The organism is Nostoc sp. C110, assembly GCF_043099725.1.
Classification (GTDB): Bacteria; Cyanobacteriota; Cyanobacteriia; order Cyanobacteriales; family Nostocaceae; genus Nostoc; species Nostoc muscorum_A.
The window spans coordinates 2,580,858-2,597,660 of sequence record NZ_CP171148.1; the positions used below are offsets into that span (position 1 = coordinate 2,580,858).

Sequence of the window (16,803 nt, forward strand, 5' to 3'; positions counted from 1 at the left end):
ATGCAGATAGTTTGGCTGCCAAGGAATGATCTGGAAATGGGGCTTTAGACTATTAATTTTATTCTTGGGGCTGGGGTTACTGTTGGATCTCGGTTCCCGCATCGGAGCAGAGATTTTTTGGTTTCAGGAAGTCGGCTACCTCCAGGTATTTTTGTTGAGGGTGATGACTCGTGGTGTTTTGTGGGTAGCAGTAGCTGGGATAACTGCTGTCTATCTACTGCTAAATCTGGGTTTGGCACAACGGCTCAAATATTCGCAGTCTCTGAAGATTGAGGAAGTTAGGCGTGAAGAAGCAAAACTCACGAGTGAATTAACAAATTTTCTCAGCCCTCATTATTCAAGACGCGACGAAACCCGGATACTTACACCGCAACGCTTTAAAAAATTGAGATTGCGCGGGTTATTACCCCTAACCCTGATATTAAGCTTGTTGATCGGGGTGATGTTGGTTCACTATGGTCAAATTGCTTTTTCTTACTGGAATTCTCCAGTTAATCAGGGCATTTTACCCATTCCCGCCCTATTTCGACCAGAGACAATCTGGCAACTCTTGAGGCAGATTTTCTCTCAAGTTTGGTATCTCGGTTTAATTGGGGGAGTAGCGATCGCAATCTTAATCTATCCCCAATTTTTATTAACTGCGATCGCGGTGATATTCAGCCCCATTTTTGCATTCATCCTATTCCAACACTGGCCAAAGGTGCTGCAATATTTCCACCCCACCCCTTTCAACAGCACTGACCCTTTATTTGGTCGAGATATCAGCTTTTACATATTTTCTTTACCCCTTTGGGAACTGCTAGAACTGTGGCTGATGGGATTATGTTTGTATGGTTTCGTCGCCGTTACCCTTACTTATCTTTTGTCGGCGGATAGTTTAAGTCAGGGGATTTTTCCTGGTTTTTCGCCCCAGCAGCAGCGTCATTTATTCGGTATGGGTGGTTTATTGATGTTGGTAGTGGCTTTGAGTTATTGGCAAAGTCGCTATGAACTTGTGTATTCTAGCCGTGGTGTAAGTTATGGTGCTAGCTATACAGATGTGACAGCCCAGTTGCCAGCTTATACCTTTTTATGTGTTGTGGCAGTAGCGATCGCCTTTTACCTACTTTGGCGAACGTTTTTCTGGAAACCCAAATCTCGGTATCGTTCCTTGGTATTTTATGGGTTGGGGATTTATTTAGTATTAGTTATGGCGGCTGACGTTGTTTTACCAACGGTAGTGCAATATTTAATTGTCCAACCTAATGAGTTGCAGCGAGAGCAACCCTACATTCAACGTACTATCGCCTTGACTCGTCAAGCGTTCGATTTAGAAGCGATCGATTCCACAGGCTTCAACCCTCAAGGAACACTGACTGAAGCTGATATTCAAAAGAATGACTTGACAATTCGGAATATCCGCCTTTGGGATCAGCGACCACTTTTAGAAACTAACCGTCAACTGCAACAAATTCGGCCGTATTATCGGTTCCCTGATGCCGATATTGATCGGTATACTCTGAAAACAGATATAACTTCACCCCGACCATCAGCGTCCCAAAACCCACCAGAACCTAAACAGGAAGCGGATGAAGCAACAGAACGGCGGCAGGTACTGATTGCTGCACGAGAATTAGACTACAATGCTGTACCACAGGAAGCTCAAACATGGGTTAACCGCCATTTAATTTATACCCACGGTTTTGGGTTTACTGTTAGCCCAGTTAATACAGTTGGGCCGGGTGGTCTACCAGAATATTTTGTCAAAGATATTAGTGATGATAGTAGCGCCCTCACAACTTCTAGTGCAGCCATTCGTAAAAGCATTCCCATTGGTCAACCCCGAATTTATTACGGTGAAATAGCCAATACCTACGTAATGACTGGCACAAGAGTTAGAGAGTTAGACTACCCCAGTGGTAGTGACAATGTTTACAACTCTTACGATGGTCTGGGTGGCGTGGAAATCGGTTCAGTATGGCGACGGTGGTTATTTGCCATGCATTTAAAAGATTGGCAGATGGTGCTGACGCAGGACTTTTTACCAGAGACAAAATTGCTACTGCGGCGAAATGTCAAGCAAAGAATTCAAGCGATCGCACCTTTTTTGAAATTTGACAGCGATCCCTATTTAGTAGCTGCTGCTGCCAATGAAGATTTCCCCAGTAATCCCAGTTATCTTTACTGGATTATTGATGCCTACACGACGAGCGATCGCTATCCTTATTCAGATACTGGCAGCGATGGGATCAACTACATTCGCAATTCTATCAAAGTAGTAATTGATGCCTACAACGGTACTGTCAATTTTTATATTGCCGATCCCAGCGATCCAATCATTGCCACTTGGTCGGGGATATTTCCCCAAATGTTTAAACCGCTCAGTACAATGCCTGTTAATCTCCGCAGTCATACCCGCTATCCGGTGGATTTTTTCAAAATTCAATCTGAGCGGTTGATGACCTATCACATGACCGATCCCCAAGTATTTTACAATCGGGAAGACCAGTGGCAGATTCCTAATGAAATCTATGGCAGTGAAACTCGTCCGGTAGAGCCATACTATTTGATTACTAGTCTACCCACTGCACCTGTTGTTGACGCAGCCTCTCGTACAGAAGAGTTTATTCTGTTTCTACCCTATACTCCTAGACAACGGACTAATTTAATCGCTTGGTTAGCCGCGCGATCGGATGGTGTTAATTACGGTAAGTTATTGTTATATACTTTTCCTAAAGAAAGGCTGGTCTACGGTACAGAGCAAATCGAGGCGCGGATCAACCAAGACCCGGTAATTTCTCAGCAAATTTCCCTGTGGAATCGCCAAGGGTCGAAAGCTATTCAAGGCAATCTATTAGTAATTCCCATTGAGCAATCACTGCTTTATGTCGAGCCAATCTATTTAGAAGCCACACAGAATAGTCTGCCAACTCTGGTGCGGGTAGTTGTGGCTTACGAAAACCGGATTGTCATGGCCCAAACCTTAGAACAAGCCTTACAGGGAATTTTTAAACCAGAAGTTACACCACCCCCTGCAATTATCCGTCCCTTTGAAGAAGCAGCCCCTCCTGGTTAAAGGATTCTAAAACACATAGCAGGCGACAAAGAGAGATCGCCATTAACAAAATTTATTGCAACAGACATAGTTTAATGGTTCAACATAATGTAATAGACACTAAAAGTTAATGGACATGCTACAAAATAACCAACTAGAGATCCGCCACATTAGTCCTGAAGTGAGGCAGTTGATTAAAATGTACGCGGATGTTAATAGCTGTACGCAGTCTGAGATGTTGGAACGCATTATTTTGGAGTGGAACGCCCAACAAAGCGAGAGCGAAAGACCGCCAGGAGACGAAGATGAATAGCTTTCTACTACAATTTTTAGTCTACTTATAGCGAAAGCCTTTGATTAATTTGGCTCTCTAGCTCAAGAAAAATTTTTCCGAGATTGGGTCTTTTTTGAGGGATTGAATAAAATCCCTCAAAGTCATCATGCTGCCCGTTAAGGTGAATTTGGGAGTACCATTTGGAGCAACGATTCTCACTTCGCCGTCTTGGATCTGAATCTTATTTTTAATGCTATCCCATAGAGTATCAAAGCTCTCATCATCCTTGCAACCATTGGCTTCAAGGAATGTTTGGCGTACTTCTGTTTTTAATGCGAGTGCTTCTGCTGCTTGAGTCCGTGCCTCAAAGTGCTTAACTACATCTTCATAAGCACTTTCCCTGAGAGTTTTGTTTTCAGCCTGAACTTGCTCTAACTGAGTTTTTATGGCTTGCAGTTGGGACGCTAAAGCGGCTGATTTATGATATTCAAGTTTTAAGGCTTGCTTTGCATTGGCTAACAAGGTTTTATAATCTAGCTGATCTGGATCTTGATTTTTTTCAGATTGCATTTTTATCTCTCGATCAACAGATTTTAGGTGAAAAACCCTCGTCAGTTATATTACAAAAACTGGCGAGAGTTTAGTAAATATTATGTGGGTTATCTAAGTATTATTTATTTCACCAATAATGGTGTTTCAGAGGTAGGATTTTCCTGAATACTACTCAAACAAGAACTAATGTGCAAGCGGATAGCACGTTCATAAACACTAGTCTGCTGAGTTCGTACCCCTACAGCCTGATATATTAAGCTAACTTCTGGGAATTCAGACCAATACATCAAAAAAATGTCTTTAGCTGGAGTAATAATTTCATAATTATTCTCTTGTCTTTTCTTTCTGAGTTTACAATTATTTAGTTGTAATTTTTGTCTGAATAGTTGTTCAAATTCTGAAATTAAATCTGAAGTAGTTTTCATGTGTTATCCACGTTAAAACGTGTTAAGGATGCAAAGACTATCTGATGATATTACTAAGTATGACACTTCAGATACCTCTTACAATATAGTGTATCAGTTATCGAGTATTTGGGAATTTGAGGTTACTTATCCGTTCTCATGATTAAATAAGAGGTCTAGGGACTAGGGGAGACTGGGGACTGGGAAAATAGTTAGTAGAGACACCCTAATAATGACACCGCTAAATACCTACAGGCTACAGCCTGGGACTTCAAGACCCTCTGCAAAACTGATTAATTCCAAATACTCTGGATTTTCTACAAACTTTTTAGCAGCCAGCAATCCAGCAATGCTCCAAGTTTGATAAATTCTGGCTTCTTTGCCAATTAAACGGCCATTGTTGCCATCGTAGTATTCAGGGAATTTATCCTTCAATAAACGCCTTTCGGCAATAGCGATCGCAGCTTGAGCAAGTTCTGTTCGACCTGCTTTCTGCGCCGCAGACGCAAATAACCACAGTAAGACTGGCCAGTTGCCACCGTTGTGATAAGACCAAGCCCTGTTTTTAGAGTCACATCCTGTAACAATTCTCCACTCTAACCCTTCTAAAGCGGGAAAGCAAATTTTAACAGGCATATAGCCGATCAAGTCTTGCCAACGTTGGGCGAATAAATTCATAATGCTTTGAGATTCTTTTTCGCTTGCTAAGGAAGTTAAGATTGCCATCAGATTTCCCAGAGCAAAAAAGCGAAAATCAATCCGTCCCGGCCCCAGATTTCCCGCTAAATATCCTCCCGTTTCTGGCAACCACTCGGTCAACCAACCAGGAATTGATTCTGAGTTGATGTTGAATTTATTAACAATTTCTTTACCAAATTCGTTATCTTTGTAACGATAGATTTCCCCCAATCGCTTCAGGTCTAGCCAATAATAGTTGCGGATATGATATTTCAAAGATCCCAATCGCCTATTGACTTTGCCGAGGTAAGTATCGCCATCCCCATCTGGCAAAAGCAATTCACTAGCAGCCCTCAAGGACGCATAGAATAACACTTGAATTTCTAGAGGATGTTCGTAGACTCCCATACGACGGTCAATCATAAACGCGCCATCGGGAACTAACATTGTTGGGTACATGGAAAACCGATGTACTAAGCAAAGATCCAAAATTAGTTTGATTCCGGCTTGAAAATCTGGCTGACGCGCTAGTGACAAATCGCCTGTAGCTTTTTCATAAGCTCGTAGCAGGAGAATCCACCACATACAAGAATCAATCGGGGGAACACGAGCGATCGCCAATTCACCAAAATCAGCGACCAAAAATTCCTCATTCCCCCTAGAATGTACTTTGAAACTGGCAGGCATTAATCCCGCTCCCGGTTCAAAGCAGTCTATCTGCTTTTCATGACTTTGTAATTTCAGTGTTTCTACTAAGAAGTTACGCACAATCTCTGGTTTCCCATACATGAGAAACACTAAGGCAGAAGGGACAAAATCGCGGAGAAAGCACTGGTCATAATTGAGTGCATCTGCCTCTGGATCGTGAGCGGCTACAGTCCCAATGGGTTTTCCCTGGTAATAAATTATCGACTCTTCCAATAATTCCCAAGCTTCTGCTTCCAGTTGACTGTTCTTATCGATGGCGCTAGTCATGGGTATTTAATTCCACTAATGGTATGTATCGGCTTAATTATGGAAAGTACGCCAGCCTTACTCAACAAAAAGGCAGGGGGAAATGACCTCTTTCTCCATCTGTGGAGCAGAAAATGGGTTTGAGTCCCCCACAACAACCAGTGTGGTTCTCGTACTCTACCGGAAGCTAACGCAACAGGGGTGGTCACGTAGCTCTGCCGTTGGCTGGTGCAGCCTCTCTAAGAGTTGGCGAATCCCCTTTATGCTCCCCTGCTCCCCTGCCCCCCGCTCCCTGCTCCCTTGCCTCTTTCTCAAGCTGACCAAGTTTCCCGGAAGTCAGCATATAGAGTCAATCCGCCATCTACAAATAGCGTTTGTCCAGTGATGTAGGCGGCTTCATCCGAAGCTAAAAAAGCTGCTGCGGCTGCCATCTCCTCTGAAGAGCCGGCACGTCCCATTGGGATGTGACTTTCCACAATCGCCTTTTTTTCAGGGTTATCTATCCAGTCTTGATTTATTGGTGTAATTGTTGCTCCGGGGGCAATAGCGTTGACACGAATACCTTGGCTTGCATATTCCAATGCTAAAGTTTTGGTCAGGTTTTCCATACCACCTTTGCTAATGGAATAACTGATATACATCGGTCGCGGAATAATTTCGTGAACGCTGGAAATATTAATAATCACCCCCGAACGATTTAGAGATAGGAGGTGTTTAATAGTTTCACGGGCGCAGAGATAAGCACCCCGGAGATTGACTGCAATTACTCGGTCAAAGTCTGCTGTTGTAACTTCGTGGGATGGGCTTTCTATCTGAATGCCAGCATTGTTAATTAGAATATCTAAACTGCCAAATTCCTTTACTACGGTGTTGACCATCTCGATAATGTCTGATTCTTGGGAGACATCACCCTGAAGTAGTAGTGACTTCACACCACAATTTTCAATATTTCCGCAGGCTTTTTGCAGTGCCATTTCTTCTGTGTCTACCGCCGCTTCTGGGCTTTTGCGGTAATTGATGGCGATGTTGCACCCTTCTTGAGCGAGTCTGATTGCGATCGCCTGACCAATTCCTGAAGTTGCACCTGTAATTAAAGCATTCTTTCCCTTTAACCCTATCATATTTCCTGACCTTGCTTGAATTTGAACTTAGTCAAACAATTTTGAATTTTAGATTATTCTTTCAAATATCTAAAGTTATTTTGTCAACCCCCAATGGAGGTAATTTAAATTTAAAAAAGGTGAATTTCTAAAATCAATTCTCAAAAATCAGGCTACAGATCCAAGAGATGAAAACTCAACTTGAATCTGATGCCTCTTAATTACGAATTACGAATTAGTTAGTCCCTATCGCAAATTCGCTGGCACTTGTTCAGGGACTACCCAATAGTAAACAGTTTTGCCCTCTACATTGAGAGTCTGCTGTGGTTTCCAATCGCCCATATCGAAGGCGTGGGAAACAATGCGAGTCCCAGGTTTAAGTTCTTTCAACAGCTTGGGACGGAGTTTGGCGTTGATCTCTGGCAGTAAATAAAGTGTAACTACTGTTGCTTCGCTAAAATCAGTGTTGAACAAATCTTGTTGGACAAACTTGACGCGATCGGTTACTCCTGCCTTTTTAGCATTCTCATTAGCTTCTTTGATACGATCGGGGTCAATATCTATACCGATACCGCGCGTACCAAACTTTTGTGCCGCAGTATTAACAATTCTTCCATCACCACTACCAAGGTCGTAAAGCACATCATTTTTACCCACTTTTGCCACTTGTAACATTGCATCTACCACTGGCTGTGGTGTAGGTACATAAGGAACATCTCCAGGACGTTCTTGGACTTGAGTTGTGGGAGTTGTCGCCGATGGTGTTTCGGTTTCGGTCTGACCTGTTAAAGTAGAAGGTTGTTGTGTTCCGGCTTCCAAATCTTGTTGTTGCGGCGTACACCCAGCAATTCCTAAACTGGTAACACTAACGCCTGTAACCAGTAAAAACAGAATTTTTTTGAAGTTCATGAATTTTCTCCTTTGTCAATAGTTATTGGGTATTGGGTATGGGGGCATTGGGTATGGAGAAAAGACAAGATAGACAAGGAAGAGGGGGGAGATAAAGGAGATGCTTGTCCCCTTGTCTCCCCTGCCCCCCTGCTCACTCATCTCACATCCTACCTTGGCGATAGTTATTCCAGAACAACAGGGGGATACCTGCTGCGACAACTAAAACACCTGCAATTGCTCCCACGCCTGTATAAACCAAGCTGGAATAAAGCAAGTAACCGCAGACTGCACAAAAGAGCAATGGTGTGAAAGGATAAAATGGCACGCGGAATGGTCGTGCTATGTGGGGTTCACGGATTCGCAACACCAGCAGAGATATGCCAGAAAGCAAGAAAAAGAACCAAAATATTGGGGCGGTGTAATCCACCATTGTTTGAAAGCCTTTGCGGGTGAGCGTGCCTAAAAAAACCAGTGCTAAAGCGATCGCTGCTTGCAAGAATAAGGCATAGGTGGGACTACTTGGACGCTGTTTCCAGTGTCCCATAAAAGCAAATAGCGAAAAATCCTGTCCCAGTGCGTAGTTGGTACGCGCTCCGGTAAAGATTGTGGCGTTGGTTGCTCCTAAAGTAGCGATCGCAATCAATACACTAATAAACAAGGCTCCCGGTGCGCCCCAAAGAGAGCGCATTAAATCTGCGGCTACTGCTTCCGACTGGGCCATGTTTGCTAATCCTAGTCCCCGTAGGTAAGCCAGATTGATTAGCAAATAAATGGCTGTGATGATCCCAATACTCCACATTAGCGATCGCACTATATTGCGTCGTCCATCTTGAATTTCTGCCGAGATGTAAGCCGCTTCATTCCAACCGCCGTAAGACAACAACACAAACACCATCGCTAATCCCCAGGTTCCTGATGATGCAGATTCTACAGGGGGAACAGAATTAGGAATGGCGGTAAGCCCAAGAATCACTACCAGCAACAAACCCAGAACTTTTGCTGCACTTAGCAAGTTTTGCGTCCACTTCCCCTGCTGCAAACCGATGATGTTCAAAGCAGTTAAAAGTGCGATCGCGATGGCTGCATAAATAGAAGACGAAAACGTTCCTAGCCGCCATATCTGAGAAACATAATCGCCAAAAACAAATGCCAACAGAGCAATAGAACCAGTTTGAATTACTGTCATCCGCGCCCAGGCAAATAAAAAGGCAACTCCCCGCCCGAATGCACGTTTCAAATAATAGTAAGTACCACCAACATCGGGATAGACAGTTGCCAACTCTGAATAGCACAGCGCTCCTACCAGAGATACTACACCGCCAATTAGCCAAAAAAGCAGTACAGCAATATTACTACCTGCTTGATTTGCCACTAAAGCCGGGGTTTCAAAAATCCCCGCCCCGATGACAATACCGACAATCAGAGCCACTGCATCTGGTAATGTCAGTGATGGCTTGGGTGTTGCTACTTCAGTTGTTGCTGTCTGCTGAAGCAAACTGTAGTCTTTACGTCTACTCACGTCACTTCCTTACTAGTGTTGAGTGGGAACTCTCCGCTTTGTTTCATCTTTTTTTTGCACTGTTTTACCTATGTCTCTATGGTTAAAAACAAATGTGACTCAAAAATGACAATCATCAGTAATATGTCAATACGGTTCGGATAAGCATTTTTCACTTTCCTTGTGGTCTGGGTAAAGGGTAAGGGGTAAAAGGGAAAGGATGTATTCAAAACCTTTTCCCTTTACCCTTTAACCGAACCGTATTGAGTGATATGTCTTCAAGCGGTAATATCCATCTCGTCACATTCAGATCAATGTACCTACAGCGATCGCTTCAATTATGCTTTTCAGAGCAAGGTGGGGAGAATGTCAAATTAATCTAGAGAATGATTGACTAATAGTGGGTAATCATGAATTGCTTCAATAAGCAGCTAGATGATCTAGCAATCACCTAAAATTTGAGATTAGTAGGGATTAGCGAGAAATAAATCATAAAAATATTTTTTTACTCTTAATTTTTTAGTATCTACTACTGGGAAAAAGTAGAATATCGATTAATTCACCTATAACCAAACCTAATACTGCTATAACTGTTAAAATCCAGAAAGAATCTAGCTTGTTAAAGCCAGAAAAGCGCATTTCCAAATCAGCTAAAATCGTAGTTGCTAAAGGTATGAGAAAAAGCCTTAATAATAGCGACCAAGTTGCTACAAAAGCAATTGATATACTTAAAAATAATATGACAGCTAAAGTTTGAGATCCAAATTCAACTAAACGCTCTAACCAAGAAGTACTCTTTCGCACAATAACTATAACCATAGCAGCCACAAAAGCTCCTACTAACCAAACAATATGATTAGCAGCAAGATACCATCCCAGGAGAGTGTAAGCTAGCCATAGTAATACTAAAGGCATAAAAGGAATCCTGTTAAAAAATTCCACATTCATACTGTCAAGGCTTATAAAAATACCAAGTTAATATCTTAATTGTAGTCAAAGATACGCTTTTTTTATCCTCTTGATGTATTGGGGAGGGGGAAAATTCAAAGTCTCTCTCCTAAGAGGAGAGAGGTTTTCCAGATGCCGTGAAAAGTCAGGATATGATGAGATCGCTTCTAGCTTAAAGTTCAGATAATCAAGCTTATCCAGCAATAAGAATATCTTGATATACGTGTGCCTTTTAAATACAGGTTATATTTAAGACAAAAAATTGAATAGTCTGAGAACAACAGTACTATATTTTAAAAATACTAACGATATATAAGTAAATGGACTTTGACTCTTAGCTATTTGCCATGAAATTTCATAGAGAGGTAGTTACGATTCACTGTGTACAACTTTGATAACTGTCCACAATACAGTTGCATGTCTCAAGCTCATGGTAATATTATTTTACTGTCAGGAGATATTATTTATACATCAACTTACGACCATGCTGAAACAGCTAGTCAGGCGTGCTACCTCCAAAAAACAAAAAGTTATTCAACCCAGCAAGGAAATCACCAAAAGCATCAATGTGCAAAGCACAGAGCTTTTGAAACTCTGCTTATATAAGATACTAAAGAGCTAAAAAAGCCCTTTTTTAGGAATCATGATAGCCAGTGAAGAAGGCATAAAAACCTCTTAGCATCGGCAAAAATTTAGACAACAGTAAATATAAAAGTGTTGACGCAATGTCAAGGGTTTTTTGTATACGTAAAAGTAACAGAAAGCAGATTTTTTGTTGCCAATAAAACATTAAGATTGTGTCTTTTATTTAGATACTGATTATCTTTGTGTTTAGTTACCTATATATAAAATTCCTATTTGACTGGTGAAAACTTAAGCGACCTCGATCAAATGAGGCAAACACTTAAATTTAACAAATGGTTTAGGACTGCTAAATCAATCCTGATTTAGTAACGACTTGATTATTAACAACGTAAGTAAAAGTAACAGGTAAAACATGAATATCATTGTTCGTTTGATTGGAGCGATCGCTCTCCAAGTGTCTGTATTGGCTGCAATGTCTAGCATGGCAATGTCTGCTGACAAGCCCCTGCGCCTCCGTATCCAGGAGGCTGCTGCTGTGTCTCAACGGAAAACAACACAGAGGATTTGCTCTTTAGATCCCATTGAAGATTTATTACCTCCACCACAGACTAAGGGCAATAATTCTTTGCTTTCTTACCTTGCTGAACAAGGTTTTACCCAAAATAAAGAGGGTTCTTGGGTCTGTTATGCGAACGATCCGAAAAAAGAAGGGCGTTACTTTACTCTGTTTAAGGTTAAACGAGTTGATAACAGGCTCATAGCAAGTTCCTTTCTAGATGAGGGCAGTCTGATTGAGGGGCAAGAAAATCGTAGCTTGAACTTCTTTATGATGCTGATCGAGCATCATTTGAATACGACTCAAGAGAACCGCAAAGGTATACGTAGATATTTAGAAGCCTTCGTTTCTTTAGTAAAGCAAGGGAAGATCAAACCTACACGTCGTGCGTTTCTTTTCGATCAACCAAATCGGGGAATGGTCTTATATCACACACTCTCATCAGGAAATCTTAAAGGTACCGGAATCACGATCAACATTTATTTACCTAAGAGTTGAATTCGGGAGTGGGGATTGGTGACTGAGGGTTGGGGACTGGAGATTGGGGAGAAGAACCAATACCGAATTCTCAACCCAATTAAATTGCTGTGTTTACTGGAGGTGCATCTTGCCTAAATCAATTTTTCAAAGAATTGCAATATCGAAAGCGGTTCGTTTTGCAACAATCGCATTCTCATCTCTTGCAGTAGGACTCACTACGTGTCAGTCTGCTTTTGGACAACTCAATATTGGACGCTATGGTATCCAACAAGGACTGGAGCCTGAGTATCTCCAGTACCAAATCAATAACCAGAATTTGAACCAGATGCGAGTCATTCCTGGATGTGAGGTGGGATTTGGTCTGACCTGCAATAAAACTGGATCGGTAATCCAACGATTAGTGGAATTAAACGGTGGTAGTACTTATCAAAACCTCCTGATTCGAGCAGCCGGTGGGGAGAAAAATTTCCAGAATTTCGCTAGGTTTTACGGTAACAATCCCAATCTCCCTGCGGTGCCTTTCGCCTCTTTTTGGAGAAACGAATCCCCCGCAATCATGGATAGCTCTCAATACCTTCTTGGACAACATTTTGGTCGCAATCCAGTAGAAGGACTCGGACTAGTAACAAACCAGTTCTACTGGTCTCCATACTCAGGAGGCAATAACTCGGTCAGCCTCCGTGATGGACTACTAGACTTGAAATTCTCATACGGACGACTGCTGTTTGAGGAAGCCTCAAAAATTTCCAACATTAAGGAGCAAATTCAATCTTTAGGTCTGTCGCCAGAGATGACGAATTTTTATATAAATAAAATCTCTACAGGCTTAGATGCGTTGAATTCTGGAGATCCAAACCAACTCGAAAAGAGGGTTTTTGAGCTACTATCCTACCCATACTCCGAAGATGGTGGGGAACTCGGACGACCCAACAACGCGATTCCAGAAGAATTTAATCAGCTTTTGGGAGAAGATATCCCAGGAGATATGTTGGTTAGTGACAGTCCAGTACCGTTGGATGGAGAAACAATAGCCTTTGATATCCCTGGCTCTGAGGGAGAAGTCTTCGTAGCAGACAGCCCTGATTCCTTTCCACTCTGGCCACTAGGAATTGGAGCTCTTGTTATAGCGATGATTCTATTAATGGGCGATACTTCTTCAGGCGAAACATCTATTCCTCCAGAAAATACACCTATACCTCCACTTACACCTCCACTTACACCTCCACCTACACCTTTGTCTCTCACCAGCAAAGGCGAATGCGATCTGACTCCTAGTGGTAGTGGCTCAGATCACACACAGATCATTGAGATTCCGTGTAATGTTACTCCTAAACCCCCTACGGAAGTGAAGAAGGTAGTGGAGCCATCAATGATCAAAGCGCTTGTATTGCTAATTGTTCTACTATACATAGTTCGTTCTAAACATCGGTCTTTAAAAATCCGTAATTCATAATTAGACATCTGTAAAAAAGAATGTATAGGGGTAGCAGCGCTATGAATAAAGCTACCTCTAGAGGTAGCTTTATAAAGATTTCTATAAGCGGTTTGATATCCTTGATGGTATGGCTAACGAGGTTGTTGTGATGAAAGTTGCGATCGTCTGTTAATCTGCGGCCAATTCACAACATTCCACCAATTATTCAAATACTCAGCCCGACGGTTGCGATATTTAAGGTAATAAGCATGTTCCCATAGATCGTTACCCATAATCGGATAGAAACCATCCATAATTGGATTATCCTGATTTGCTGTAGTAACAATCTGGAGTTGATTTTGAGGATTGCGTACTAGCCAAACCCAACCACTACCAAAGCGAGCGGCACCTGCTGCGTTAAACTGTTTTTTAAAGGCATCAAAACTGCCAAAAGTTTGGTTAATTTCTTGAGCGATCGCTCCCGTTGGTTGTCCACCACTGTCGGGACTCATCAGTTGCCAAAAAATCGTGTGGTTGAGATGACCACCACCGTTATTACGTACCTTTGTCCGAATATCTTCAGGTACGCTGTTCAAATCCACTAATAAAGCTTCAACACTTCTTTTTTGCAAATCTGGGTACTGCTTTAATGCATCATTTAAGTTCTTGACGTAGGTAGCGTGGTGTGCATCATGATGCAATTTCATCGTTTCAGCATCAATAGCTTTTCCTAATGCCCCATAACCATAAGGCAGTGGTGGTAGCTGTGCAGGGAAAGCGCTTAGTGCCCTATTAGGATAAGCTACAGGGGGAAATGATCTAGCAGGCGTTGGTGTTGGTGTAGAAGATTGTGCTTCAGCTATTAGTACTGGTTGATGAGAAATTAGCAGAATTGCCAGCACAATTGTTGTGAAGAAAAAAACTATTTTTTTTCGCAAAAATCTTATCATAAATTGTAGCCTCAAAATCAATATTATTGGCTTGCAATCTGATGAGAGGCTATTCTTTAATAGCCCACTTAACCCAGATATATATACTACTTTATCAGGTAATTAGAGCAAAAAATTATCAAAATAATAGAATTAATCACTACAAGTGTATGGGGCTATTTAACACACCCCAAAATCTCCATTGCCAGCGAAAATTATTTAATAAATAAATTTCTAATACAACCATCATTGCATTCAAGATTTTTATAAAAAAAATAACTGAAAAGTGATACAGCTTTAATGTCTAGAAAATTTTAAGAATATTTTTAGATTTATCTTAACATAGAAATATCCAGTTATAAGTCCATTCTCTAATTTATTCCCTTGGGTATATAACTTAAAATAACAAGCAAAACTCTTGGCAGATATAGGCGAAGTCTTATTTTGCTAAACCTATAATTAAACCATTGTAAACATGAAAATATGTGCTACTGACAGTTGTGTAGTGATTGTTAGTTAATTCAAATACACATGAAACAATCTAATCCATAAATACCCTTATTGTTCAAAGCTTTTTGATATCTACATATCTAGTATGAACAAATATGGATAATTTTTAAGTTTGTTATGGTTCTAAATTTCTAGTTAGCCGACTATCAAAAATCAAGTTAGTAAATACATATAGGAAAAGGTAAATAATATGTATCACGATCTAATTTTGCAAAAAACTGTAGTAGCCAATAGTAACTTACATCAAGGAAACTTGAGTGAAGCAAGAAATGAACAAGCACAAACGAATGAATTAAGCATCCCCGATCTAGCGATATCCTTATCTCCTGTTGGCTTTCTAATTGGTTGGGTAGTTTTTTTTCTAATATTACAAAAAATCCGGGCATTTTTAGATGATAAAATGGTTATTTCTATTAACGGTTTACACAAACTTCCCTGTAAAAAGTGTCGATTTTATTCAAATAATCATTATCTAAAATGTGCAGTCAATCCTTCTATTGTTCTTACCGGAGAAGCTATGAATTGTTCTGAATACTCACCCAATAACAAAAAAGGTTCCTCCAAAAATCCTTTTGACTAGAAATAATTTTGTAGCAAAAATATTCGTAATCTACCGCAATATTTTAAAATGGTATGTTACGACTTTTCCATTATTCAGTTTATTTTGGTGCTTTTAATCTGTCTGTAGATAGATGCAATGTTGTGAGCATCATCAATGCCGCGATGATGTGTGCCTTTCAATTTTATTCCTAGCTCATTAAGAGCTTGTGCCATACCAAATTTTTTAGATACGCCAAGATATTCTGAAAATTCCTCTTTGATATTTATGTGTTCTGAAGTAAAAGGATAAGGAAAATTATGAAACGCGCAATCTTGAATAAATTGCTTTTTGTCATAATTACCCCAAGAACAAAAAATATGATTGGGAAATGAATAAATCCATTCTTTAAATCGAGAAATTGCCTCAATGAATTTTGGTGCTTCATCAACATCTTGCTGCCGAATACTAGTCAGTTCGGTACAAAAATCTGTCAGTTGTGGATGTCTCACAGGTTGGATGAATTGCTGAAACTCAGAATCAATTTCCCATGTTGCTCGATTGAGCATCACCGCACCGATTTCAATGATTTCCATTTCGTGACGAGGAATAGTCTTCTTGTCACAGCACGTAGCCTCCAGATCGACTATCAAATAATAGTGGGATATTTTAGTTTGCATATTAGGGAAGAAATATTGAGAACTAATATTAGTAATTATTTATACTTATTTTTAAAGCTGACACAGTATATTACACAAGCAGTGCTTGTATGCTAATTGTATTAAGTATGCTACAAAAGCGTAATGCTTCCAGCTTTTTATCTATTTGCGCTACAACCCCTTGTAAGATTTCACATCTATATGCCAATACTATACTTAGAGAAAGGAAATTTAGATTGATGAAAAAGGTTTAATCCAACGGAGTTTAATCGCAAGATCAAGAGCGATCGCAGCAAACGCAAACCACAATAAACTTTCTGCCGCTAATGCCAAAAAAGGCCAAATTGTGATATTTGAATTCAACCCAAGCTCTATCTGAGTCAATCCGCGCACCAAACCAAAGGCCAGAACCCCACCAGCTTTAAGTTGGGGATTTTTATATGAGCGGATGATATAGCGGTAGGTGACACCAAATAGTAAGCCACTAAAAGTTGCGATGCCGCAACTGGCGGCAAGCTTTGGTAACGCACCACTCACCCACAAGTGCCAGTTAATATCACTGTGCAGACTTGCAAGGTTCTGAAAATACTTCGCTAGTACAAAAGTATTCAAAACACTGAGAAGTACAAAAGCAAAACACACAGAAAAACCTCCAACTATTCCAGCTTTGAGGGATTCTATGCGTTCTGCCATTAATTGAGGATCTAAAATTGGATTCACTCTATATATAAATTAGTGATTAGGTATTGGAGAAATTTTTCCTTGTCTCCAGTATGATAAATGCTAGAGCAACTTTGTA

The 16,803-nt window shown here is 40.8% G+C and carries 15 protein-coding genes; 5 read left to right on the forward strand and 10 right to left on the reverse strand.

Annotated features, from left to right (window positions below; translation table 11 throughout):
* Window positions 1–25: 25 nt before the first annotated feature.
* Complete coding sequence (locus tag ACFFRD_RS16605; RefSeq protein WP_392482402.1) at window positions 26–3,055, forward strand: UPF0182 family protein; 3,030 nt, start codon at window positions 26–28, stop codon at window positions 3,053–3,055.
* Between the two features lie 109 nt (window positions 3,056–3,164).
* Entirely contained in the window at window positions 3,165–3,347 is a 183-nt protein-coding gene (locus tag ACFFRD_RS16610) for a hypothetical protein (RefSeq protein ID WP_012408316.1), read from the forward strand.
* A gap of 57 nt (window positions 3,348–3,404) precedes the next feature.
* On the opposite strand, the gene ACFFRD_RS16615 is transcribed toward ACFFRD_RS16610, so the two are convergent.
* From ACFFRD_RS16615 to ACFFRD_RS16645, 7 genes are all read right to left on the reverse strand, one after another.
* Complete coding sequence (locus ACFFRD_RS16615) at window positions 3,405–3,878, reverse strand: hypothetical protein (protein ID WP_392482403.1); 474 nt, start codon at window positions 3,876–3,878, stop codon at window positions 3,405–3,407.
* Between the two features lie 104 nt (window positions 3,879–3,982).
* Window positions 3,983–4,285, reverse strand: a complete 303-nt coding sequence (locus ACFFRD_RS16620; protein WP_012408314.1) for a hypothetical protein — start codon at window positions 4,283–4,285, stop codon at window positions 3,983–3,985.
* Between the two features lie 228 nt (window positions 4,286–4,513).
* Window positions 4,514–5,917 carry a glycoside hydrolase 100 family protein gene (locus ACFFRD_RS16625; protein ID WP_190961670.1) on the reverse strand — a complete coding sequence of 468 codons (1,404 nt, stop codon included), beginning with the start codon at window positions 5,915–5,917 and terminating at the stop codon, window positions 4,514–4,516.
* Window positions 5,918–6,207: 290 nt separating this feature from the next.
* On the reverse strand, window positions 6,208–7,017 hold the full coding sequence (locus ACFFRD_RS16630; RefSeq protein ID WP_392482404.1) for a glucose 1-dehydrogenase: 810 nt from the start codon (window positions 7,015–7,017) through the stop codon (window positions 6,208–6,210).
* Between the two features lie 225 nt (window positions 7,018–7,242).
* A complete protein-coding gene (locus tag ACFFRD_RS16635) occupies window positions 7,243–7,905 on the reverse strand; it encodes a class I SAM-dependent methyltransferase (protein ID WP_193946672.1) in 663 nt (220 codons plus the stop codon).
* Between the two features lie 142 nt (window positions 7,906–8,047).
* Complete coding sequence (locus tag ACFFRD_RS16640) at window positions 8,048–9,406, reverse strand: APC family permease (protein ID WP_392482405.1); 1,359 nt, start codon at window positions 9,404–9,406, stop codon at window positions 8,048–8,050.
* A gap of 498 nt (window positions 9,407–9,904) precedes the next feature.
* Window positions 9,905–10,333, reverse strand: a complete 429-nt coding sequence (locus tag ACFFRD_RS16645) for a hypothetical protein (protein WP_179075131.1) — start codon at window positions 10,331–10,333, stop codon at window positions 9,905–9,907.
* A 997-nt stretch (window positions 10,334–11,330) separates the two neighbouring features.
* On the opposite strand from ACFFRD_RS16645, the gene ACFFRD_RS16650 reads away from it, so the two are divergent.
* A complete protein-coding gene (locus ACFFRD_RS16650; protein WP_190961665.1) occupies window positions 11,331–11,972 on the forward strand; it encodes a hypothetical protein in 642 nt (213 codons plus the stop codon).
* 109 nt (window positions 11,973–12,081) lie between these two features.
* Window positions 12,082–13,407, forward strand: a complete 1,326-nt coding sequence (locus ACFFRD_RS16655) for a hypothetical protein (RefSeq protein ID WP_392482406.1) — start codon at window positions 12,082–12,084, stop codon at window positions 13,405–13,407.
* A gap of 113 nt (window positions 13,408–13,520) precedes the next feature.
* On the opposite strand, the gene ACFFRD_RS16660 is transcribed toward ACFFRD_RS16655, so the two are convergent.
* Window positions 13,521–14,318 carry a superoxide dismutase gene (locus ACFFRD_RS16660; RefSeq protein WP_392482408.1) on the reverse strand — a complete coding sequence of 266 codons (798 nt, stop codon included), beginning with the start codon at window positions 14,316–14,318 and terminating at the stop codon, window positions 13,521–13,523.
* Between the two features lie 679 nt (window positions 14,319–14,997).
* Between ACFFRD_RS16660 and ACFFRD_RS16665 the strand changes: the two genes are divergently transcribed.
* Entirely contained in the window at window positions 14,998–15,387 is a 390-nt protein-coding gene (locus ACFFRD_RS16665; RefSeq protein ID WP_392482409.1) for a hypothetical protein, read from the forward strand.
* Between the two features lie 74 nt (window positions 15,388–15,461).
* Here the strand turns inward: ACFFRD_RS16665 and ACFFRD_RS16670 are convergent, their stop codons facing one another.
* Both ACFFRD_RS16670 and ACFFRD_RS16675 read right to left on the reverse strand, forming a co-directional pair.
* On the reverse strand, window positions 15,462–16,025 hold the full coding sequence (locus tag ACFFRD_RS16670; RefSeq protein WP_392482410.1) for an exonuclease domain-containing protein: 564 nt from the start codon (window positions 16,023–16,025) through the stop codon (window positions 15,462–15,464).
* 210 nt (window positions 16,026–16,235) lie between these two features.
* Complete coding sequence (locus ACFFRD_RS16675) at window positions 16,236–16,697, reverse strand: hypothetical protein (RefSeq protein WP_392483088.1); 462 nt, start codon at window positions 16,695–16,697, stop codon at window positions 16,236–16,238.
* Window positions 16,698–16,803 lie beyond the last annotated feature (106 nt).